This is a genomic window from Leuconostoc sp. UCMA20149 (genome assembly GCF_030400235.1).
GTDB lineage: Bacteria > Bacillota > Bacilli > Lactobacillales > Lactobacillaceae > Leuconostoc > Leuconostoc pseudomesenteroides.
Window position 1 is genome coordinate 71,241 of record NZ_VJYC01000007.1, and the last position, 22,467, is coordinate 93,707.

A 22,467-nucleotide genomic window follows, 5' to 3' on the forward strand; every position below is an offset into this window, starting at 1 on the left:
TTATGGCATTTGAAAATCTAACTGAACGCCTCTCAAAGGCGATGAAAAATCTAACCGGTCGCGGCCGAGTTAGCGAAGAAGATCTTCGTGCGACGATGCGCGAAATTCGTTTGGCATTACTGGAAGCCGATGTCAACTACGACACAGTGAAAAAGTTTGTCGCTAATGTACGTGAAAAAGCCAGCGGTGCTGATATTATGTCTGGGTTGGACTCTGCACAACAAGTTGTTAAAATTGTTAATGATGAGTTGACCGCAACGATGGGTGATGAGGCTGTACCACTTAATAAGTCGCCTAAAATTCCAACAATTATTATGATGGCTGGCCTGCAAGGTGCTGGTAAAACAACCACAGTTGCTAAGTTAGCTTATAAATTAAAGAATGAAGAAAAAGCCCGTCCACTTTTGATTGCAGCCGACATTTATCGACCAGCTGCCATTGATCAATTGGAAATTTTGGGGCGCGATCTTGAAATTCCCGTATTTTCAATGGGGACGGATGTTAATCCTCGCGATATTGTCCGCGCTGGTTTGGCTAAGGCGGCTGAGAATAAAAATGACTATGTCTTTATTGATACAGCTGGTCGTTTACAAATTGATGAAGAATTGATGCAAGAGTTGAAAGATATTGCAGAGATTGCTAAGCCAGATGAGATTTTGTTGACAGTTGATGCAATGACTGGACAAAATGCTGCTGAAACAGCTAAGGGATTTTCAGCGTCACTTGACTTAACTGGTGTTGTCCTGACTAAACTTGATGGTGACACACGTGGTGGTGCTGCCTTGTCAATTCGTGACGTAACCGGTAAACCAATTAAGTTTGTTGGTCAAGGTGAAAAGCCAACTGATTTGGATGTTTTCTATCCCGATCGTATGGCATCTCGTATTTTGGGCATGGGTGATGTGCTGACGCTGATTGAAAAAGCACAACGTGACTTTGATGCTGAAGCCCAAGAAAAGCAACTTGAAAAAATGCGACAAAATACGTTTGATTTCAACGATTTTGTGGCGCAACTCAAGCAAGTTCAAAGTATGGGACCAATGGAAGATTTGTTAAAAATGATTCCGGGAATGGCGAACAATCCAGCATTGGCGAATGTTAACATTGATGCCAAACAATTTGCCCATTTAGAGGCTATTGTTGGTTCAATGACACCTCAAGAACGTGAAAATCCTGATTTAATCAATCCTTCGCGCCGTCGTCGTTTGGCTGCTGGTGCAGGACGACCAATTGTGGAAGTCAACCGCATGATTAAGCAATTTGATCAAATGCGTAAAATGATGAATCAAGCCACAAATGGTAATTTTGGTGGTATTGATAAAATGATGGGTGGTTCTGGTATGGACATGTCATCTATGATGGGTGGCATGGGCGGTGGCATGCCAAAAGGTAACTTTGGTCAGAAAGTTCAAAATTTTGCAATTAAGCAAGCGGCGCGCCGATTACAAAAAGCTAAGAAGAAGCGCGGTCGTAAGTAATGAAAAGTTTAGAGCGTATTTTACCAATTTTTGTGTTTGTAGTCATGTTAAGCGCTAACTTGCTTAATATGCCAGACAACCACTGGCAGTCAATCATCATGGCTGTCATTTTGGCAGCGTTTGCTGGTTTGATTGTGTTTGGGCTCATCAGATTTTTGTGGTGGTGGGTACAACGATAAATTCGAAGTTAAAGCGATAGTCGACATTTTAAGGAGAAAAGTGAACATGACATTGAAATTAATTGCATCCGACCTTGACGCAACATTCTTGCGTGCCGATAAAACCTTCAATGAGCCACTTTTTCAGCAAGTGCTAGATATTATGGCTGAAAAAGACATGCAATTCGTTGTGGCAACAGGGAATCATATGCAAAAAGTGATGACTTATTTCAAAAACTTTGCTGGTCAATATCAAACCATTGCTAACAATGGCGCCGAAGTTATGCTGAATGGTCGTGTTCAAAATGAAAAATCTGTGTCACCGTCAGCTTTAGAAACTATCGTGAGAATTGCTGAGGGATATCATGATCATATCTTTGTTGGTTTGGCTTTCACCGGTCAATCTCAAACTTTTATGTTAAAATCTCAAGCAGCGATCGCTGATACGTTTAAATTAGCATCAGCGTATTTTCAAGATATCCATCTGATTGACACGCTAGCGGAAATTGATGCGCCAATTTTAAAAGTGTCAACAGTCATTTCTGATGTGGAAGATCAATTCATGCGTGAGGTCAAACAGGTTTTGGGTAACCAAGTGCATGTGACAACATCGGGCTATGGTGCTGTTGATATTGTTAATCCTGAGGTTAACAAAGCAAACTCACTCACATTTATAGCGGACAGTTTGGATGTGTTGCCTGAAGAAATCATGGCCTTTGGTGATGGCTTAAACGACTTAGAAATGTTAGAGTACGTTGGTCATCCAGTGGCAATGAAGAATAGTGACACAGAATTGTTCAAACATGATTTTGATGTCACAGAAGACGACAATGATCATGATGGCGTGTTGAAAAAAATATTATCTGTCATTGCTTAAGGCACGCTTTAGCGTGTTTTTTTATTGTCGTTTATGTTAAGATGAATGGCAAAAAGGAGTCCTGATAATGCAGAAAAAAGATGGTCACACGCACACGATGTATTCACATCATGGTAGCCAAGAGGTACTCGACGCGTATATTGAACGCGCAATTGTTTTAGGTTTTGACACTTATGTTGTCACAGAACATGCGCCTTTACCTGAGAAGTTTTTAGCTAATTTTGTGGGGCCCAAAGAATCGCGCGATAGTTCAGCTATGGCATTATCTGAACTTGAGGATTATCAAAATCAGGTGGCACATGTACAAGAAAAATATGGCAACCAAATAAACATTAAACGTGGTTTTGAAGTAGATTATTTGCTCGGATATGAACCGGAAACAAAACAATTTTTGCAACAACATAATGATTGGATTGATGAAATTGTACTGTCGGTTCATTTTTTACCAGATCGCCATGGCAATCTTATACCAATTGACTACGAGCCAGAGACTCTGTCGCAATATTTTGCAACTGAATTACTGATGCCGCAAGTATTGTTTGCAAAATATTTTGACGCGGTTAAACAGAGTGTTAATTTTGAGACGGGATTAGATGTTCCGGTGCGAATCGGACATATCACATTGATTCGCAAGTATCAAAAATATTTTGATTTGCCACCATTTGATGATAGTGTTCACCGTCAAATTACTGAGCTGTTGACATTGATTTTAGAAAAAGGCTATGAATTAGATTTTAATGCCGCTGGTTTTAGTAAACCTTTTAATGGCGAAAGTTATCCTACATTTGATATTGTAGCGGAAGCACATCAACTTGGATTGCCCTTGGTTTATGGTTCTGATGCACACAGTGTTGATGCTTTGGGTTTACATTTTTCCGAAATGGCAGAATTTTTAGAAAATATAAGTGTTGACAAATAAAAAAATGACGCTATAATTAAACTAATCTAATAAATAATTCGCTGAAGTTGGAAAAGTAATTAAATTTTCGCAGTACAGGAAGCGCTTAAGCTAACGCATTGAGATGAGCGCCTGTGACCTTAATGAAAACACACCAACGAGCTGAACAATCAAAAATTGTTCCGGATATTTCCGATACCAAGTACGCCTGTGATTGCAGGTGAATGAGTTCTTTTGTGCAAACAAAAGGAGAATCAAGGTGGGAACACGTGAAAGCGTCCTTGCAAACTAAAAACTTTTAGTTTGTAAGGGCGTTTTTTTAGCGAAGTGGTAGGAGTAAGACATGAATAAAGTATTAGCTGGCGGTTCACGTGATGAATTTGGTGAACGACTTAAGCAAAAACAGAAAATTACATCATTGATCAGTAATGTGCTAAATGAGAAAGGCTTTATGCCAATTAATACGCCGTTCATTGAAAAAGAAAGCACTTTTGAACAATATCGTGATCAAAACATTTTTCATTTGTACGATCAAGCCGGCGATAATTTAATCCTAAGACCAGATTTGACCTTGCCGGTCGCACGATTTTTGTCTTCTCACCAGCAAGAAAATGATATGTCGCAATTATATTATATTGGTGACGTGTTTCGACGTACCGATTACTTATCGGGTGAGTACAATCAAGAAACGCAGGCAGGAATTGAATTAATTGGTGATGATAGCTTTGAAGCAGAAATTCAAGCGCTAGATATTATGTTGAATTTTGCAAAAAAGTTCAATATCACTGATGTTCAAGTGGTGTTAAGTGATGCACGCTTAATTGATATTATTTTGGACACGTTACAACTAGACGGTGAATTACATCGAGCATTGAAACGGGCCATCGAACAAAAAAATGTCTCCGAATTTGAAAAATTAAGGGCTGAGATTGTTGATTTTCCAGAATTTCTCAATGAGTGGCCGTTATCTTATGGCGAAGACGGTGAAAATGTGATGTGGCAATTACAGCACATGACCGCTGTGGCAACGATTACGCAAGGCTGGTTACGCCTAGCTAACCATGCACATCAATACTATCCCAATGTCAAAGTCACTGTTGATTTAGCAGCGGCATCACCACAACCCTACTATACGGGGACAATAATCCGAGGATTTATCCCAACATTGGGTCGTTATCTGTTTAGCGGTGGGCGCTATGATCGTTTACTAGAAAACTTTCAAAAAAAGTTATTACCGGCAGTAGGTATTGGTCTAAACATTGAAACAATTCAAGCTGATTGGGAACAAAGTGCCTACGATTTAACCACTAGCCAACCAATTGTGATGGTACTTGGCAAAGGACGGGTTGAAAAAGATGTGCGTCCGCTTTTGAAAGCTGCAGGCATTGATACGACGCCGTTAGATAACCCTGAACGAAAACTCATCTTTGACACCGCTGATGGTCGTTACCGTTTTATTTTAGTTAAACCCAATGATGTCGTTAAATATTTGGACCGAGGCATTGGCGACGTTGGCATTGTTGGTTCAGACACCATTGCTGAACAACGACAAAGTCATTATGATGTATTAGATTTGAAGACAGGACGCGCACAATTCGTCGTGGCAGCCCCAGCGGATTTTCAACTTAATTTGCAACGGCGACAACGCATCGCGACGAAGTATCCAAAAGTTGCCACTAAATATTTTACCGATCGTGGCGAAGACGTTGCCTTGATTAAACTAGAAGGCTCAGTCGAACTGGGACCATTAACAGGATTAGCTGATGCCATTATTGATATTACACAAACAGGTAATACGTTGCGAGAAAACCATTTGCAAGTTCATGATATTGTTGGTGAAGTCTCAACGCACATGCTAGTCCGAGCCGGCGCCTTGTTACGTTATCAAACAGAACTCACACAAGTCATTCAAAATTTGACCAAACTATTGAAAGAAGCGACTAACAAATGAAAATTATCAAAAATGAATCTTTGTCAGCAATCAAAACACAAATTCGTCAACAAACGGCACAAACCACTAACCCGCAAGTGGCAATTAGTGTGGCAAACATTATATCTGACGTTCGTCAAAGGGGGGATGAGGCTTTAAGAGATTATAGTGTCCGTTTTGATGGGGTGGCATTGAATAACTTTAAAGTCTCTGAATCAGATATTGATTCTGCAATTGCCCAAGTCCCAGATAGAGTTATCGCAGCGCTTAAAAAAGCAGCCGCTAATATTACATCATTTCACCAGTTAGAAGTAGCACAGTCTTTTGAAGACACGGCACGTTCTGGTGTGATTCGTGGTACTAAGGTGACGCCGCTCTCAGCTGTGGGGATTTATGTACCGGGTGGCACAGCTGCTTACCCATCTTCAGTTTTAATGAATGCTATTCCTGCTAAAATTGCCGGAGTTGACAATATCGTCATGGTTACGCCACCACAACCTGAAGGCTTAAATCCTGCTGTTTTGGCGGCAGCAAAAATTGCTGGTGTTGATAATATTTATCAAATTGGTGGTGCACAAGCAATTGCTGCTTTAGCTTATGGTACTGAAACAGTACCACAAGTGGATAAAATTACCGGACCCGGCAATGCTTATGTTGCTGCAGCTAAGCGAGCAGTATATGGACAAGTAGACATAGATATGATTGCTGGTCCATCAGAAATTGGTATTTTGGCTGATGATACGGCAAGAGCAGAAGACGTGGCTGCTGACTTGTTGTCCCAAGCGGAACACGATGTGAATGCGAGAGCAATTTTGATTACAGACTCATCCAATTTGGCGACGGCAGTGTCGACGGCTGTTGAACAACAACTTGAAACTCTGCCACGTGAAGCGATTGCTAGAAGTGCTATTGATAAAAACGGATACATTTACCTTGTTGACACGATTGATGACATGATTGAATTGATGAATGCAGTCGCACCAGAACATTTGGAAATCCAGTTGGCGAATGCTTATGATTATATGGCCAAAATACAAAACGCTGGTTCTGTCTTTTTGGGCAAATACGCATCAGAACCGCTCGGTGATTACCTTGCGGGGCCAAATCATATTTTACCAACTGGCGGTACAGCTCGCTTCAGTTCTGCACTAGGTGTTTGGGATTTTCAAAAGCGAATTCAGTATCTACAATATAATGCTGCTGCATTGGCAGAGGACGCCAATGATGTGACTGCTTTAGCACGAATCGAGGGACTGGAAGGTCACGCTAGAGCGATTGAAAGTCGAGGAAAATAACATGACAAGACAGGCTATGATAAAACGCGAAACATTTGAAACACAAATTGCTGTTAATCTTAATTTAGATGATCAATCAATCATCAATATTGACACAGGCATTGGCTATCTTGATCACATGCTGACCTTATTTGCTAAACATGGTCGCTTCGGGTTGTCTGTTGATGCTAAAGGTGATTTAAATGTTGACAGTCACCATACAACCGAAGATATCGGTATTGTATTAGGCGAGGCTTTTGTCAAGGCACTTGGCGACAAAATTGGCATTGAACGTTATGGCGCGCAGTTTGTGCCGATGGATGAAACCTTATCTCGGGTTGTGATTGATTTGTCCGGTCGTGCTTATCTTGTTTTTCAAGCAGAGTTAACAGCGCCACATCTAGGCGACTTTGAAACGGAAGTCGTTGAGGACTTCTGGCAGGGTTTTGCCAATGCGGCGCAAGCAAATGTGCATATTTCAGTTTTGTATGGTCGTAATACCCATCATAAAATCGAAAGTATTTTTAAAGCGGCTGGTCGAGCAATGCGACAGGCAGTGACAGTTAATCCTGACATTCAGGGCGTTAATTCGACTAAAGGTCGTATCTGAAAATTAAGCCAACAAATAACGTCGTTAGGAGATGACAAATGACAATTATTATTATTGATTATGGTGCGGGCAACATTGCCAATGTGATGAAAGCCATTGCTAGCACAGGACTATCTGCTAAATTATCACATGATTCATCTGAAATTTTGGCTGCAGATGGGGTAGTCTTGCCGGGTGTTGGTGCGTATGGTGCTGCTATGTCGGCTTTAAAAGAACGACACCTAATTGGACCACTGCAAGCATACGCAAAATCTGGCAAGCCGTTATTAGGTGTTTGTCTGGGGATGCAGTTATTATTTGAACGATCAACTGAATTTGGTGAAACAGCAGGACTTGGCATTATTCCGGGAGATGTCGTCACTTTACCCCAACAACAAGGCTATAAAGTCCCACAAATGGGTTGGAATCAAAACCAAGTTCGTCAGTTAAATCCCATCACGTCAACTTTAAACGATACCTACACTTACTTTGTTCATAGCTTCTATGTCCAAACCGCACCAAAATATATTGCGGCAACGGTTGATTACGGTCAGATTGAAATTCCAAGTGTCGTGGTTAATGATTCGGGTAATGTTATTGGCGCGCAATTTCATCCAGAAAAATCGGGTAAAGACGGCCTGCTAGTGTGGCAGAGTTTTAAAGAAATGGTGGACGATAAATGATTTTTCCAGCAATTGATCTCAGAAACGGACAATCAGTGCGGCTTTATCAAGGAAATTACAATCAGGAGACTGTAATTAATTCAAATCCGATTACACAAGCGCAACAAATTCAAGCAGCCGGTTTAACGCATTTACATTTGGTAGATTTGGATGGTGCTAAGTCAGGCAGACCAATTAATCTTGATATCATTACAGCTCTGCGACAAAATACGACACTATTTATTGAACTCGGTGGTGGTATTCGAAGTTTGGCGCAAATTCAACAATACTTATCATTAGGCATTAATCGCGTGATTATTGGTTCAGCAGCTTTGACTCATCCTGAATTAGTGACAGAAGCAGTGGCGCGATTTGGAGCGGAAAGCATTGTCGTTGGTGTTGATGGTCGTCAGGAACAAGTAGCAACAGACGGCTGGTTGACCGCATCAAGCACGACATTTTCTGAAATCATTCAGGCAATGCAAACAGTTGGTGTGATTAATTTTATCGTGACCGACATTGAACGTGATGGCACGCTTAGTGGTCCAAACATTGCATTATTGTCACGATTACAACAAAAATTTCCTGAAACAAATATCATTGCTAGTGGCGGCATTAGTACGATAAAGGACATAGAGGATTTGCAAACAGCTGGTATCAAAGATATTATTGTTGGTCGTGCGCTATATGACGGCGACGTGACACTCCCAGCACTCAAGGAGGTGATGAAATGACTTTAGCCAAACGAATTGTCCCAGCTTTAGACATTAAAAATGGACAAGTTGTTAAGGGCGTTCAATTTGAAAATCTACGCAGTGTTGGTGATCCAGTGACAGTTGCTAAAGCTTATGAACAAGCGGGTGCTGATGAACTGGTTTTGCTAGATATCACGGCTACTTTGGAAGAACGCGATACGATGATGACCATTGTCAATGCGATTTCATCAGTAGTATTTATTCCACTGACAGTGGGTGGCGGTATTCGTTCCACGCAAGATATGACGCGTCTCATCAAAGCAGGCGCTGATAAAATATTTGTCAATTCAGCAGCGGTTAAGCAACCTGAACTCATTACGAAAGGAGCAGCCATTTTTGGGTCACAAGCGATTGTCGGTGCCATTGACGTGAAATGGGAGCCCAAATCAAAATTTTATCAAGTTTATGTTGCGGGTGGGACACAACCTACTGGGTTAAATGCCATTTCATGGGCCAAAGAGATGGTCGCACTTGGTGCAGGTGAACTATTAGTCACTAGCATGGATGCTGATGGTACAAAAAATGGTTATGACATTGATTTGTATCAACAATTAACTGAGGTTGTGTCAGTGCCAATTATTGCTTCAGGTGGTGCTGGAAAAATTGAATATTTTACGGCACTTTTAACACAAACCACGGTTGATGCAGCCTTAGCGGCTTCGGTTTTTCATCTCGGTGAAATTGCGTTACCGCAACTCAAGCAAACATTAAAACAAGAAGGAGTGGCAATACGTATATGACAATAATTGCACCAGATTTTAAAAAACAAGGGCAAGACGGTCTCATTCCGGCAGTGGTGGTTGACATCAAAACCAAGGCTGTATTAATGTTGGCTTACATGAACGAAACGAGTTACCAATTAACTAAAACAACAATGGAAACATGGTTTTGGTCGCGTGAGCGCCAAACCCTGTGGCACAAAGGTGCGACTAGTGGCAATACACAGCGCGTTATCAGTATGTCATTGGATTGCGACAGAGATACACTATTAGTCGAGGTTGAACCGAACGGCCCAGCCTGTCATACTGGCGCGTATTCATGTTTTTTCAATCCGGTTGCAGATGTTAGCGTATAGTTGGGAAGGAATGGAATATGGCACAACAATCAATTGAAGCGCTCTACGCAGCAGCCTTGGCGCGTAAAAATAACCCACAAGAAGGTTCTTATACAGATTATTTATACCAAAAAGGACTCGATAAAATTTTAAAAAAAGTTGGTGAAGAATCAACAGAGGTCATTCTAGGCGCTAAAAATAATAACGATGAACTAATTTATGAAACGGCGGATTTATTTTTTCATCTAATTGTTCTCTTAGTTGAAAAAAATGTTACACTTGATGATATTAAGGACGAACTGGGGTCGCGCATTGGCCAACAATCTCAGTTGCATGAACGCCAAGATTGGCGAGGAGATGAGCAAAAATGAAGGAAACAGTTAAAAAGCTAGCGGCTTATCAAGCGGAACTACCAGAAGAAGTGGTTAAAGCCAAGTATGGGTTACAACATCTAGCACGTCTGTCGGCTAATGAATCAGTTTATGGACCATCACCAAAAGTCGGAGAGGCTGTGCGCGCGGTGTCTGATGATGTGTTAGGCTATTACCCTGATGGTCAAGCAACGCCTTTGCGTGAAGCAGTAGCAGACTTAACACAAGTTAATCCTGAAAACTTAGTATTTGGGGTAGGTGCTGACGAACTCATTCAGCTGTTGACACGTACCATTTTGACACCAGAATCTGAAATGATTGTGCCAGACCCAACATTTGGTGAGTATGCACTCCACGCCGAAATTGAACAAGCGACAACAGTGAAAGTTCCAGTTAAACCAGACGATGGGCATGTTGATTTTGAGGCCATGTTAGCTGCTATCACTGATCAAACAACGATGATTTGGTTGGCCAATCCCAATAATCCAACAGGTGTTTTTGAAAAAGCCGTCGATATTGAAGCATTTTTGACAAAATTACCAAGCACGGTGACACTAGTTGTTGATGAAGCTTATTATGATTTTGTGGATGAACCAGATGCTACAGTGGCACCACTTGTCTCACAATATAAAAATTTGGTTGTACTACGCACGTTGTCTAAAGCCTATGGATTAGCTAATTTGCGCATTGGCTATGGTATCATGCAGGATCCGCTATATACAGCGATGCAAGCCGTGCGCTTACCATATAATTTGTCAACTTACCAAATTGTTGGTGGTACGGCTGCCATTTTGGATCAAGATTATTTGGCAAAAAACGTGGCAGCGTTTCAATCCGAACGAACCAAATTCCAAAATTTTTTACGTGATGAGGGGCTCACATTTTATGAGTCACAGGCCAATTTCATTTGGATTAAAGTGGGTGAAACTAAGAAAGTCGGTCAAGCGTTGTTGCAATTGGGCTATCAAGTCAACGATCGCTTAAATTCCGAGTGGATTCGTATTGCCTTAGGGACACCGGATGATAATGAAGGGTTAAAAGAAGCATTTCTAGCAGCATTAAAGAACTAACACAGGTTAGTTCTTTTTTAGTTCAAAAAGTAACGACTTTTAGGACATTCTTGTGTTTTGTAATGTAAACGCTTACAATTATAGTTAAATAGTGACTAAACATAGGAGAATTAAACATGACAGGATTAAAAATGCCAAAAGATTTTCTCTGGGGCGGTGCGATTGCTGCTCACCAAGCTGAGGGTGCTTGGGACGTTGATGGTAAAGGCGTTTCGATTGCCGATGTATTGACTGCCGGCAATGCCACGACACCCCGAACCATAACTGATGGCGTGATTGCAGGGGAAAATTACCCCAATCATCACGGCATTTATTTTCATGACACTTACAAAGAAGATTTGGCATTGATGGCAGAAATGGGGTTCAAAGCTTTCCGAACATCTATTGCCTGGACAAGAATCTTTCCAAATGGTGATGATGTAGAACCCAATGAAGCTGGGCTTCAGTTTTACGATGACATGTTCGATGAGATGAATCGTCTTGGTATTGAACCCGTCATCACACTCAACCACTTTGAAATGCCTTACCATTTGGTAACGGAATATGGCGGTTGGCGCAATCGTCGGTTGATTGACTTTTTCGTAAAATACTCAGAGACGGTTCTTAAGCGTTATCGCAATAAAGTTAAATATTGGATTACGCATAATGAAATATCTAACCAAGCTAATATTAGTGAAGCATCAACGGTACAAGATTTTCTTGTTTGGACAAATTCTGGTTTGCGGTATGACGAAACGGCCACAATCGCAGAACGTATGGCAGATATGTACCAAGCTGGCCATTATGAATTAGTAGCTAGTGCCAAAGTGGTACAACTTGCGCACCAAATTAATCCGGACTTCCAAATTGGTGCGATGCTAAATGTGTCACCAATTTATCCAGCTACGCCATTACCAACAGATATGTTAGCAGCTCAGAAAGCTGAACAATTGCGCAAGTGGTTTAGTGATGTGCATATTCGTGGGGCATATCCATCAGAGTTGGAAGCTTTATTTGAGCGAACTGGTTATCGTTCAGATATTACAGATGAGGATCGACAAATTTTAAAAGAGGGTACTGTTGATTATTTGAGTATTTCCTATTATGCGACCTTTGCGGTTAAAGCAGCTGATGGTAAAACACCAGCATTAGATGATCCAAGTAGTATTGAAAGTGTTAAAAACACACTGATTCCCGCGTCTGATTGGGGATGGACAATTGATCCTGAGGGATTGCGCTACACATTAAATCAACTGAATAATTTGTATCCAAATTTGCCTATTATGATCGTGGAAAATGGTTTTGGTGCCTATGATACCGTGACAGCAGACGGCAGTATTCATGATGATTATCGTATTGCTTATCTGAGTGCACATATCGCTGAAGCGGAAAAGGCTACCATTATTGATGGTGTGAACTTGATTGGCTACTTGTCATGGGGACCAATTGATATTGTCTCAGCTGGTACGGGTGAGATGAGTAAGCGCTATGGCTACATTTACGTCGATCTAGATGATGAGGGGCATGGCAGTGGTAAGCGCTTAAAGAAAGATAGTTTCAATTGGTATCAAAATGTAATTAAAACACAAGGGGAAAATTTATGACAACAATGCCGACCGGCTTTTTCTGGGGAAACTCGACATCAAGTATGCAAACTGAGGGATTTCAAGGCGTACGTGGCAAATCCACGTACGATTTGAAGAAAGAGACAACTTGGGAAAAAACGATTGACGAGTACCACCGTTATCCTGAAGACTTTGATCTGATGGCTGAAATGGGCGTCAATATGTATCGCTTTGAAATTTCTTGGGCACGCGTCGTCCCAGATGGTGATGGTGAGTTCAACGAGGCGGGCATTCAGTTTTATTCAGATATGATTGACGCCTTGCAGGCACGTGGGATTCAGCCAATGATAGCGCTGTACCATTTTGATATGCCACTGGCGCTCGCAGAGAAATATAATGGTTTTTTGAGTCGCCACGTTGTCGACGCTTATGTGCGTTATGCCAAGGAAATCATTAGCCGTTTTGCTGATCGGGTGACGTATTGGCTGACATTTAATGAGCACAATCTATATTTTACAAATATGGCTTATGATATTGGTGGTGCCATCAATGCAGAACAGTCGTTAGACAATCTCTATCAAATTTTTCATCATACAATGTTGGCGCATGCGCATGTCGCAAATTTTGTGCATGAACAGTTTAATCAGTTAAAAATTGGTGGTATGTTGGCGTATCAAGTGACGTATCCAGCCACATCTAAACCAACTGACGTTTTTGCAGCTCGTCGCGTTGACACATTTTTGAATGATAACTTGCTAACGATGTTTACGGCTGGCCACTATTTGCCGGAAGTGTTAGCCTTTGTGGCAACGCACAATATTGATATGGACTATCAACCTAAGGATGACGCAGTATTATCAAAGCAAACCAGTGATTTTATAGCGTTTAGTTATTATCGGACAGACATGTTGAATGCGGATAAAATTCCAGATGGCACAGCACCAAATCGCTATTTAGATATTGCCAATGAAACAAACCCTTATTTAACAGCAAATGAATGGTCATGGACGATTGATCCTTTGGGTTTTAGAAACGCCTTAACATCAATTTATTCTCGCTATCAGTTACCGGTCTTTCCTGTTGAAAACGGTTTGGGTTGGCGTGAAGAAATGACTGATGATCAGATGATTCAAGATGATTATCGTATTCAATATCACCGTGATCACATTGACGCGATGAAGCAAGCTATGATTGAAGATGGAACCAACGTTATCGGCTATCTTGGCTGGGGATTGATTGATATTCCTAGCTCGAGTGGTGATATGAACAAACGTTATGGTGCTGTTTACGTTAATCGGACTAATGAAGAGGAACGTGACATGAGCCGTTCAAAGAAAGCGTCGTTTGATTACTTGCGTGACGTATTTAAGTCTAATGGTTTTAACAGTTAAAGCATAGGGCACCATGATCAGTCACTTTCATTGTCAAATGAGGATCATGGTAAATTAGATTTTGTATATGTTTTGTTTTATATCAATGAACAATTTTATTTGGTGACAGCACTACAAAAGTTTTGCAATAACGTTTATTTATAATCGGCAGCTTCGGCTGCTTTTTCATTCGGAGGAAGACAACATGATTTTAACAATAGATATTGGTGGGACTAGTGTGAAATATGCCGCCGTTACAGATGGCAATTTGGGTAAAATTTCATCCTTTGAGACGCCTAAAACTTGGGATGAAATGGTGAATCAATTGCGTGATGTCGCGCAAAATTTCACTAATATTGAGGGCGTGGCAATCAGTGCTCCGGGGGTTGTGAAATTTAAAGATGGGTTCATTAGTGGCAACTCAGCAGTACCTTACATTCATCATTTTCCCATTGTCGATACTTTGGAAAAGCTATTCAAGGCGCCTGTCACAATTGAAAATGATGCTAACGCCGCGGGTTTAGCAGAAGTCAAACAAGGTGTTGCTGCTGGGGCAAATTCAGCAATATTTGTGGTCGTTGGCACAGGTGTGGGTGGCGCTGTTTATCTGAATGGGCAACTCGTGCGTGGCGCACATGGTTATGGTGGCGAGTTTGGCTATAGCTTTTTTGATGGCGTTAACTCCCAGTGGAGTGTCAAAGCTTCGGCGGTTGAAATGGCTAGACGTTACAACGTGAGACACGATACTTCGCTGTCTGGGAAAGAGTTGTATGACTTGGCAGAAAAGGGTGATGGCGTGGCAAAAATAAATGTGTCCCGCCAATTAGACAGTCTGGCTCGTGGTATTTTTAATCTGATGTTCATTGTTGATCCAGACATCATTGTGATTGGTGGGGGACTTTCACAAAATGCCGATATTTTAAACGAATTAAATCAACGCGTGTCAATTTTAATTGCTGACGTCAAAGGACATATTACTGATATGCCTGTCAACATTAAAGCTGCTCAATTTGGTAATTCGGCAAATTTAATTGGCGCTTATGAAGTTTTCAAATCTTATTATCCCAATGTAAATGAAATGAAAACGAAGCAAGTATAATTTTTTAATTATGATAATAATATTAAGTTGGAATATTCAAACAACAAACACAATTACCCCGAAAAATTCACAATTAAATCCTTGTTAATTCACTGTTTTGCAACATTTATCCTGCATACTAAAAAAGTACATTAAGTCATTTCTTTCATAAGTTGTAACCGTTTACAAAAAAGTGTTGACATTTTCAAATAATGGGTTATGATATTAGTGTAACCGCTTACAAAAAGCGGAATTACGTAAACAGGGAGTTTACAAAAGGAGAAATACTTATGCAGAATAGTGCAAAGAGTAGTTGGGTAACTGACAAATTAATGCCACCTATCATGAAGTTTATCAACACTAAAGCAGTTACAGCGTTGAAAAATGGTATGGTGTATAGTTTGCCATTTATTATTATTGGATCTGTCTTTCTGATTTTGGCTAACGTACCGTATGTACCAGTTGCCACATGGCTGGCGGATCATGGTTGGTCGGCGGTGTTTGCTCAGGCTAACAATGCTAGCTTTGGTATGATTTCAATTTTCACAGTCGTTGGTATTGCGTATGTTTATGTACGTGATGAAGGGCAAGAGGCCTTGCCTGCTGGGTTCACCGCATTAGTAGCATTTCTATTGCTACAAACCATGTCGGTGCCGAACCCTGTCAATGAAGCAGCCTACAAGAATATTGATAAGTTGCCACATGCTGTACAAGAATTGTTGAGCAGTCCAGTGGCCGGCGTTTTGAATACAGCCAACATGGGCGGGCAAGGTATGATTGCTGCTATTATTGTTGGTTTGCTAGTTGGTTGGTCTTACTCAGCAATGATTAAGGCAGGTTGGAAGGTAACTTTGCCTGAACAAGTACCTGCAAACGTTGCGGGACAGTTCACAGCCATGATTCCAGCTTTTGTAGTCGTGACAGTATCTACTGCAATCTTTGCCATCTTCAAGTATGTATTCCATACAGATGCACTAGATTGGATTTATCAAGTTATTCAAACACCACTTCAGGGGATGTCAGATTCATTCCCGGCAGTTCTTTTGCTGGCATTCTTGGTCACATTCTTCTGGTTCTTTGGTGTCCATGGCGGTATTATCGTTGGTGCTATCTCAGGTGCTTTCTTAATTCCTAACTCATTTGACAACATGGTAGCACGTAAGGCTGGTGAATTGACATTGTCAAACCCATCAGTTCATATTGTTACAAACGAATTCTTGAATAATTTCATTAACATGACTGGATCAGGTATGACGATTGGTTTGGTGGTCTTCACACTGGTACGTGCTCGTTCAGTTCAATTGAAGACACTTGGAAAAATTGAATTTATTCCTGGCTTGTTCAATATTAACGAACCATTCTTGTTTGGTATTCCAATGGTCTTGAATCCATTCTTGGCTATTCCATTCTTCCTCACGCCAGTTATTGCTGCCGTTGGAACTTACGCAATTATCTACTTTGGTATTGTGCCACCACTAAATGGTGTCGGTGTACCTTGGACAACACCACCAATTATTTCTGGACTTTTGGCTGGTGGTTGGCAATTTGCTATCTGGCAAGCAATCTTAATTGCAATGTCAACAGCAATGTACTTCCCATTTGCTTTGAAGTATGACAAGATGCTACAGAAGCAAGAAGCTGAAAATGCTGCCGCTGCTGAAGAAGCTGCTACAAATTAAAAAAAGTGAAAATACCAAGCTATATGCTTGGTATTTTTTGTTGGTCGTACATGGTAAACTATCTTTATGACATTACAGACAGCTGATCTACTATTCATTCCAAACAATCATGAAGCACTTGATGAGGCAATAGCGACCTCAACGGGCAATTATGTTCATGTTGCAATTGTGATTAATGCGCACCAAATAATTGATGCCTCACCAAAACATGGTGTAGCAATTCAACGAATACGTGATTTCTTCGAAGAAGTTAACGTTGCAGATATTTATCGAGCTAGCTTGACGGAAACGCAACAGTCACAAGTGATTTCACAGGCAATGTCCTATCAGAATCGACCCTATAATTTTTCGTTTTATCCTAATGATGATGGCTTATATTGTTCACAATTGGTGCAGTTAGCATTTGCAAATGTGTTGACGATACCGCAACAACCGATGCAATTTGGTGATGACCAGCAGCCAATCTCAAATTATTGGCTAAACTATTACCAAAAATTAGGTGTTGCAGTGCCCCTTAATCAACCTGGCACTAATCCACATGATCTATCAAAAACACCGCAACTCAATTACGTTGGGCAATTGCGTTACGGTGATCTATTAGTTGATTAATAAAACCATGTGTCGTAAATTGTGATTGGCTCATGGCGTTTTTGTTGACTCGCCAAGTAAAGTGACTCAATTTGAGTGGCGTCTTGTTCTGAGACGTCTCGACCCTCCAAATAATTATCGATAGCCTGATAGCTGACGCCGAGTGCAACTTCATCTGGTAACTGTGGTCGATCATCCTCCAAATCTGCAGTTGGCACTTTATCATATAGATGCGCTGGCGCGTCGAGGGCCACTAATAATTGGCGACCTTGTCGTTTGTTGAGGCGCCAGAGCGGGTTGATATCTGTGCCGCCATCACCATATTTGGTGAAAAAGCCTGCAAAGGCTTCAGCGGCGTGATCAGTTCCCACAACAATACCGTTGTGCTCACGAGCAACAGCATACTGTGCAATCATGCGCATTTTTGGCTTAATTGACCCCCGACTCATATCATCAATGGTTAGCCCACCAGCACGTAAAGCGGTAGTCATGGCGTCTGTGGCGGGTTGAATGTCAGTGGTGACGATGGCATCAGGTTGGATAAATGTTAGGGCAGCTTGAGCATCATCTTCATCACGTTGCTTGCCATAAGGCTGGCGAATGGCGACAAATTTATAATCATCACCAGTTGTATCACGCAGCTCTTGTACCGCTATTTGGGCTAATTTGCCAGCAAGGGTTGAATCTTGACCACCGCTAATTGCCAAAACAAGGCTTGTGTATATTGAGTGGGTTAAATACTGTTTCAAAAAATCAACTGATCGACGAATCTCAGCGTCGGCGTCAATCATAGGTTGTACGTGCAATTCAGCAATCATTTTTGCTTGCAAGGGTCTCATTTTGACATCTCCTTAATGTGTTGTCGTGTTTCGTTGATTAAGTCAATTTTGGCGTCATATAAGCTTTGTGATAAATCAACTGGATAAGTTTCAGGATTGAGCACACGTTTATACTCATCCCACAAATTATCCAGCGATTGCTTCGCATAGGTTTTAACGGCCTTAATATCTGGCAAATCATAAATTAATTGGCCATTAACAAAAATATCATGAAGCATAGGTTCAGCGTTGAAATCATGGACGTCTTTTGAAATAACAGGGTGATTAGGATCAAACATATGTAAATCCGTTTGCTGACGCGGATCTTCATTTGAAAAAGTGAGATAATCGCCTTCGGATTTACCGTCTTGTCGATCTGTGATGCGCCACACTTGTTTTTTGCCAGGGGTCGATACTTTTTCAACATTGTTGGAAATTTTGATCGTATTTTTGCCGTTGAAGCTAACCATTTTGTAAACAGCACCTAAAGCTGGTTGATCAAAAGCAGTGATCAGTTTGGTGCCGACACCCCAAACATCTATTTTGGCACCTTGCATTTTTAAGTTTAAGATTGTATTTTCGTCCAAGTCGTTGGACGCGTATATTTTAGCTGATGTAAAACCAGCTTCATCCAGCATTTTCCGAATGATTTTAGACAAATAAGCCATGTCACCTGAATCAATTCTGACACCTTGAAAATTGATTTGGTTGCCAAATTCTTGCGCTACTTTGATGGCACTAGGGACACCGGACTTGAGTGTGTCAAAAGTGTCTACTAAGAAAACGACGTCTTTATGCGTTGATGCGTAAGCTTTAAACGCGTCGTAATCATTTTGATAGGCTTGCACTAAAGCGTGTGCATGTGTGCCAGAAATTGGAATATTGAATAATTTGCCGGCGCGAACATTAGATGTGGCATCAAAGCCACCGATAAAGGCAGCACGCGTTCCCCAAAGTGCTGCATCAATTTCTTGGGCGCGACGTGTGCCAAATTCCAGCAAGGGTTGACCATCAGTGACAGTAGCAATACGAGCGGCTTTGGTTGCAATCAGTGTTTGAAAATTGACCACATTGAGCAAAAGTGTCTCTAATAATTGCGCGTCGACCAGCGGCCCTTCAACTTGGAAAAGGGGTTCGTGATTAAACATCACTTCACCTTCGTAGGCTGAACGCAAAGTTGCTGTGAAATGCCAATTCTGCAAATAATCTAGGAAAGCATCATCATATAAATCTAAGCTACGAAGATAGTTAATGTCACTCTGACTGAAAGTGAGTTGCTTTAGAATAGTCACAATTCGCTCTAAACCGGCAAAAATAACGTAACCATTGTCAAACGGCATTTTTCTAAAGTACGCTTCAAAGACAACAGGTGTTTGATCAATACCTTGCTGCCAATAGGTATAAATCATATTAATTTGATAGGCGTCTGTGTGTAATGTTAATGAATCATCTCGATACATGATAGTGGTCCTTTTAGTTGTTAAGTATCATTATACCAATTATCTCGTGCTATAATGAAAGAATGAAAGAATTTCTCACAAACAATTCACAGCAAACACAAGAATTGGCTCAAAAAGTAGCCCAATTGGTGCGTCGCGGTATGGTATTAACTTTGACTGGTGATCTTGGTGCTGGCAAAACAACTTTCACGCAAGGATTCGCTCGTGCTTTAGGTGTCACTGGTCGTGTTAAGAGCCCAACATTTAACATCATGAATACGTATATGGCCGGTGAAACACCGATTTATCATTTTGATGCCTATACTTTAGAAACAATGGGCGCTGAAAATCAAGGGTTTGAAGATTTTATCGGGACAGACGGTATTACTTTGATTGAATGGCCGCAATATATGGTTGATATTTTACCCAATGATCGTATTGATTTTAACTTTCAGCGAACTAATGAAGATGATCAACGTCAAATTACCATCCATGGTATTGGGCAACTGGCTAATTTTGAGGACGCGTTATGAACTTTGATATGAGCCAACCGATTGCATTTAGTTTGGAAGTGGCTGGGTTAGAAAACGCGGCACAATGGCAGGCACTCATTCAACAATTGATGACGGAAACGGATACGTTTTTGATAGCTAGTATGCGAGACGGAGAAGTAGTGCCCGAGGAAAACGTTGGGCCAGCTATCACTTTGCTACTGATTGCTGAACAAGGGACGTTACGTTTCCCAGTAGGTATTGGCTCGATTGAAAATGGTGAAGTGGGTATGGCTATTTTATCTCAATTTCAAGGCGCTGGTTTAGGACAATCATTGATGACAGCATTACTTTATTGGGCACAAACAAATGGTTTGCAACAGGTCTGGTTAGACGTGCAAGTAGACAATTTGCCAGCTAGACATATTTACGAGAAGTTTGGTTTTATAATAGTAGGAAAGCAAGTGAATTTGACATTGCCAAATGGGCGTCAGACGCAGCTGCAAAAAATGGTTTTGGAGTTAGAAATATGAATTTTGTTGCAATGGATTTTGAAACAGCCAATCATGAAAAGCACTCAGCAGTATCGATTGCCTTAGCAGTTGTGAGAGATAATCAAATAGTGGATCAATTCTATTCATTAATAAAACCAGAAACGTCATTTAGTCATTATAATACGAAAATTCACGGTATTCATCAGGTTGATGTGGCACAAGCACCACAATTTCCTGATATTTGGCCAACAATTGCACCACTTTTTACGGCAGATAAATTAGTGGTTGCGCACAATGCACCATTTGATAATGGTGTATTGAAAGGAACGTTAGACTATTACGGATTGCCTGAACCACATTATATGTTACTTGACACCGTTCAAACAAGTCGCAAACTATTTCCAAATTTTCAAAACCATAAGTTGAATACAGTGGCGGAAAACTTGGGTATTGCGCTTGAACATCACCATAATGCATTAGATGATGCAGTGGCTGCGGCAAATATTTTAATATATGAATCCCAGCAATTTGGTGATTCAGCACTAAAATCATTTGTGAAAAATAAATAAGCTATCCCAGATTGGATAGCTTAGAAAAAAATTGTGATGAGTGTATGACACCCGATTGCCAACGATAATCCCAGAATAACAGCGAGACTAAATCTAGAAACAGAAGCGGCTTTGCTGCTTTTTTTTGTGATTACGGCATCGTGATGGTTATAGTAAGCATGAATGTAGATATCGTCAATACGACTCACATTTGGTCTCTTATCCATAGAATCACCTCCACCAATAACTTAATCATACGTCAATAATGTGGCGATATTGGCACTAAATCATGAAGAAACCATGTTGTTTTTAAAGTAAATCAATTTCCAATTGAATTGGTGCGTGATCTTGTCTTTTACCAGTGTCTAGTACAGTTGACTGGGTGACTTTATCAGCAATTCTGTTGCTGACGAGATAATAGTCAATGCGCCAACCAGAGTTGTTAATTTTGCTGGTCTTGCTAATCTGTGCCCACCAAGTGTATATACTTGGAACATCAGGGTTGAGCGTTCTCAGCGTATCTGTGAAACCAGCACCCAATAATGTTGTAAACTTTTCCCGTTCCTGATCGGTAAATCCGGCTGAATGGTGATTAGTTTTAGGATTTTTCAGGTCAATTTCTTCATGGGCAACGTTCATGTCACCACTGAAAATCACTGGCTTCTTTTGGTCTAATGAACTGATATAGCGTCGGTATTGATCATCCCATAAACCACGATCATCTAAGCGCGCTAGTTCGCTGCCGGAATTGGGGGTATAAACAGTTGAAACATAAAAATTGGCGAATTCGAGTGTGATCACACGCCCCTCCATGTCCATATCGCCGGGCGCATCTATTTTTGGAAAATCAACTGATAAAGGTTCTTGACGGGACAATACCATGGTACCAGAATAGCCCGAACGTGCTAAACTCGGGTTGACAAAAACGTGATAGTCAGGAAATAGTTCAGCAATGGCATTGGCTTGCTTTTTGGTTAATCCAGTTGCTTTTAATTTGGTTTCCTGAATAGCAAAAACATCAGGTGTCGCTTCAGCAATATTATTAAGCACCGACCAAGTCATTTCACCACGCGCACTTTTATGTTCAACAGCAGCGTTAATTGAGTCAATGTTCCATGAAATTAGTTTCAAAATGAATTCCTCCAGTAATAGTTAACTTAATTCTAACATAATAAAACTTTTACTTGAAAATGATATCAATTCCTAATGTAATTACAAAGAGTAAGTAAATGTGGAGGCGTAGTAACATGGCATTTTACGGCACTTTAAAATCATAATATAAATATATCGCGGCACGTGCGG

25 protein-coding genes are annotated in these 22,467 nt (G+C 40.9%); 21 read left to right on the forward strand and 4 right to left on the reverse strand.

Annotated elements, in window-relative coordinates:
• Nucleotides 1–2: 2 nt before the first annotated feature.
• The 18 genes from ffh to FF105_RS07180 all read left to right on the forward strand — a co-directional run bounded on the left by ffh (nt 3) and on the right by FF105_RS07180 (nt 17,396).
• Nucleotides 3–1,478, forward strand: a complete 1,476-nt coding sequence (ffh, locus tag FF105_RS07095) for a signal recognition particle protein (protein ID WP_010292436.1) — start codon at nt 3–5, stop codon at nt 1,476–1,478.
• Entirely contained in the window at nt 1,478–1,657 is a 180-nt protein-coding gene (locus FF105_RS07100; RefSeq protein WP_010292433.1) for a hypothetical protein, read from the forward strand. Before ffh ends, FF105_RS07100 begins: the two co-directional genes overlap by 1 nt.
• Before the next feature lie 46 nt (nt 1,658–1,703).
• Nucleotides 1,704–2,513 (forward strand): Cof-type HAD-IIB family hydrolase, encoded by an 810-nt coding sequence (locus FF105_RS07105; protein WP_290046524.1) that lies wholly within the window; start codon nt 1,704–1,706, stop codon nt 2,511–2,513.
• Between the two features lie 67 nt (nt 2,514–2,580).
• A complete protein-coding gene (gene hisJ, locus FF105_RS07110) occupies nt 2,581–3,432 on the forward strand; it encodes a histidinol-phosphatase HisJ (RefSeq protein WP_010292427.1) in 852 nt (283 codons plus the stop codon).
• Between the two features lie 322 nt (nt 3,433–3,754).
• A complete protein-coding gene (gene hisG, locus FF105_RS07115) occupies nt 3,755–5,362 on the forward strand; it encodes an ATP phosphoribosyltransferase (protein ID WP_010292425.1) in 1,608 nt (535 codons plus the stop codon).
• Nucleotides 5,359–6,636 (forward strand): histidinol dehydrogenase, encoded by a 1,278-nt coding sequence (hisD, locus tag FF105_RS07120; protein WP_010292423.1) that lies wholly within the window; start codon nt 5,359–5,361, stop codon nt 6,634–6,636. The genes hisG and hisD overlap by 4 nt, the downstream gene beginning before the upstream one ends.
• A gap of 1 nt (nt 6,637) precedes the next feature.
• Nucleotides 6,638–7,225: an imidazoleglycerol-phosphate dehydratase HisB gene (gene hisB / locus FF105_RS07125; RefSeq protein ID WP_010292420.1), complete on the forward strand. Its 588-nt coding sequence runs from the start codon at nt 6,638–6,640 to the stop codon at nt 7,223–7,225.
• A 38-nt stretch (nt 7,226–7,263) separates the two neighbouring features.
• Entirely contained in the window at nt 7,264–7,887 is a 624-nt protein-coding gene (hisH, locus tag FF105_RS07130) for an imidazole glycerol phosphate synthase subunit HisH (RefSeq protein WP_010292418.1), read from the forward strand.
• Complete coding sequence (gene hisA, locus FF105_RS07135) at nt 7,884–8,600, forward strand: 1-(5-phosphoribosyl)-5-[(5-phosphoribosylamino)methylideneamino]imidazole-4-carboxamide isomerase (RefSeq protein WP_010292414.1); 717 nt, start codon at nt 7,884–7,886, stop codon at nt 8,598–8,600. The genes hisH and hisA overlap by 4 nt, the downstream gene beginning before the upstream one ends.
• Entirely contained in the window at nt 8,597–9,361 is a 765-nt protein-coding gene (gene hisF / locus FF105_RS07140) for an imidazole glycerol phosphate synthase subunit HisF (protein ID WP_290046528.1), read from the forward strand. Before hisA ends, hisF begins: the two co-directional genes overlap by 4 nt.
• Nucleotides 9,358–9,696, forward strand: coding sequence for a phosphoribosyl-AMP cyclohydrolase (gene hisI, locus FF105_RS07145; protein WP_010292409.1), 339 nt, complete (start codon nt 9,358–9,360; stop codon nt 9,694–9,696). Before hisF ends, hisI begins: the two co-directional genes overlap by 4 nt.
• Before the next feature lie 17 nt (nt 9,697–9,713).
• Nucleotides 9,714–10,046: a phosphoribosyl-ATP diphosphatase gene (gene hisE / locus FF105_RS07150; RefSeq protein WP_010292407.1), complete on the forward strand. Its 333-nt coding sequence runs from the start codon at nt 9,714–9,716 to the stop codon at nt 10,044–10,046.
• Nucleotides 10,043–11,116, forward strand: coding sequence for a histidinol-phosphate transaminase (hisC, locus tag FF105_RS07155; RefSeq protein WP_010292405.1), 1,074 nt, complete (start codon nt 10,043–10,045; stop codon nt 11,114–11,116). The genes hisE and hisC overlap by 4 nt, the downstream gene beginning before the upstream one ends.
• A gap of 116 nt (nt 11,117–11,232) precedes the next feature.
• Nucleotides 11,233–12,699: a 6-phospho-beta-glucosidase gene (locus tag FF105_RS07160; RefSeq protein WP_010292403.1), complete on the forward strand. Its 1,467-nt coding sequence runs from the start codon at nt 11,233–11,235 to the stop codon at nt 12,697–12,699.
• A complete protein-coding gene (locus FF105_RS07165; protein ID WP_147651923.1) occupies nt 12,696–14,051 on the forward strand; it encodes a glycoside hydrolase family 1 protein in 1,356 nt (451 codons plus the stop codon). The genes FF105_RS07160 and FF105_RS07165 overlap by 4 nt, the downstream gene beginning before the upstream one ends.
• A gap of 184 nt (nt 14,052–14,235) precedes the next feature.
• Complete coding sequence (locus FF105_RS07170) at nt 14,236–15,129, forward strand: ROK family protein (protein WP_010292400.1); 894 nt, start codon at nt 14,236–14,238, stop codon at nt 15,127–15,129.
• A gap of 269 nt (nt 15,130–15,398) precedes the next feature.
• Entirely contained in the window at nt 15,399–16,787 is a 1,389-nt protein-coding gene (locus FF105_RS07175; protein WP_010292398.1) for a PTS sugar transporter subunit IIC, read from the forward strand.
• Between the two features lie 66 nt (nt 16,788–16,853).
• Nucleotides 16,854–17,396 carry a YiiX/YebB-like N1pC/P60 family cysteine hydrolase gene (locus FF105_RS07180; protein ID WP_010292395.1) on the forward strand — a complete coding sequence of 181 codons (543 nt, stop codon included), beginning with the start codon at nt 16,854–16,856 and terminating at the stop codon, nt 17,394–17,396.
• On the opposite strand, the gene nadE is transcribed toward FF105_RS07180, so the two are convergent.
• Together nadE and FF105_RS07190 are read right to left on the reverse strand one after the other, a co-directional pair.
• Nucleotides 17,393–18,214 (reverse strand): ammonia-dependent NAD(+) synthetase, encoded by an 822-nt coding sequence (gene nadE / locus FF105_RS07185; RefSeq protein ID WP_010292392.1) that lies wholly within the window; start codon nt 18,212–18,214, stop codon nt 17,393–17,395. The two genes, FF105_RS07180 and nadE, sit on opposite strands and share 4 nt — an antisense overlap.
• Complete coding sequence (locus FF105_RS07190) at nt 18,211–19,653, reverse strand: nicotinate phosphoribosyltransferase (protein ID WP_010292388.1); 1,443 nt, start codon at nt 19,651–19,653, stop codon at nt 18,211–18,213. The genes nadE and FF105_RS07190 overlap by 4 nt, the downstream gene beginning before the upstream one ends.
• A gap of 62 nt (nt 19,654–19,715) precedes the next feature.
• On the opposite strand from FF105_RS07190, the gene tsaE reads away from it, so the two are divergent.
• Genes tsaE through FF105_RS07205 form a run of 3 tightly spaced genes read left to right on the forward strand, consistent with a single transcriptional unit; the run spans nt 19,716 to nt 21,186 of the window.
• The gene (tsaE, locus tag FF105_RS07195; RefSeq protein ID WP_010292385.1) at nt 19,716–20,165 is read left to right on the forward strand and encodes a tRNA (adenosine(37)-N6)-threonylcarbamoyltransferase complex ATPase subunit type 1 TsaE; all 450 of its coding nucleotides are present in this window, start codon (nt 19,716–19,718) and stop codon (nt 20,163–20,165) included.
• Entirely contained in the window at nt 20,162–20,656 is a 495-nt protein-coding gene (locus tag FF105_RS07200; protein WP_010292383.1) for a GNAT family N-acetyltransferase, read from the forward strand. Before tsaE ends, FF105_RS07200 begins: the two co-directional genes overlap by 4 nt.
• Nucleotides 20,653–21,186, forward strand: a complete 534-nt coding sequence (locus FF105_RS07205; RefSeq protein ID WP_010292379.1) for a 3'-5' exonuclease — start codon at nt 20,653–20,655, stop codon at nt 21,184–21,186. The genes FF105_RS07200 and FF105_RS07205 overlap by 4 nt, the downstream gene beginning before the upstream one ends.
• Before the next feature lie 20 nt (nt 21,187–21,206).
• On the opposite strand, the gene FF105_RS07210 is transcribed toward FF105_RS07205, so the two are convergent.
• On the reverse strand, nt 21,207–21,392 hold the full coding sequence (locus FF105_RS07210; protein ID WP_010292374.1) for a hypothetical protein: 186 nt from the start codon (nt 21,390–21,392) through the stop codon (nt 21,207–21,209).
• 82 nt (nt 21,393–21,474) lie between these two features.
• Entirely contained in the window at nt 21,475–22,296 is an 822-nt protein-coding gene (locus FF105_RS07215) for an exodeoxyribonuclease III (protein WP_010292371.1), read from the reverse strand.
• Nucleotides 22,297–22,467 lie beyond the last annotated feature (171 nt).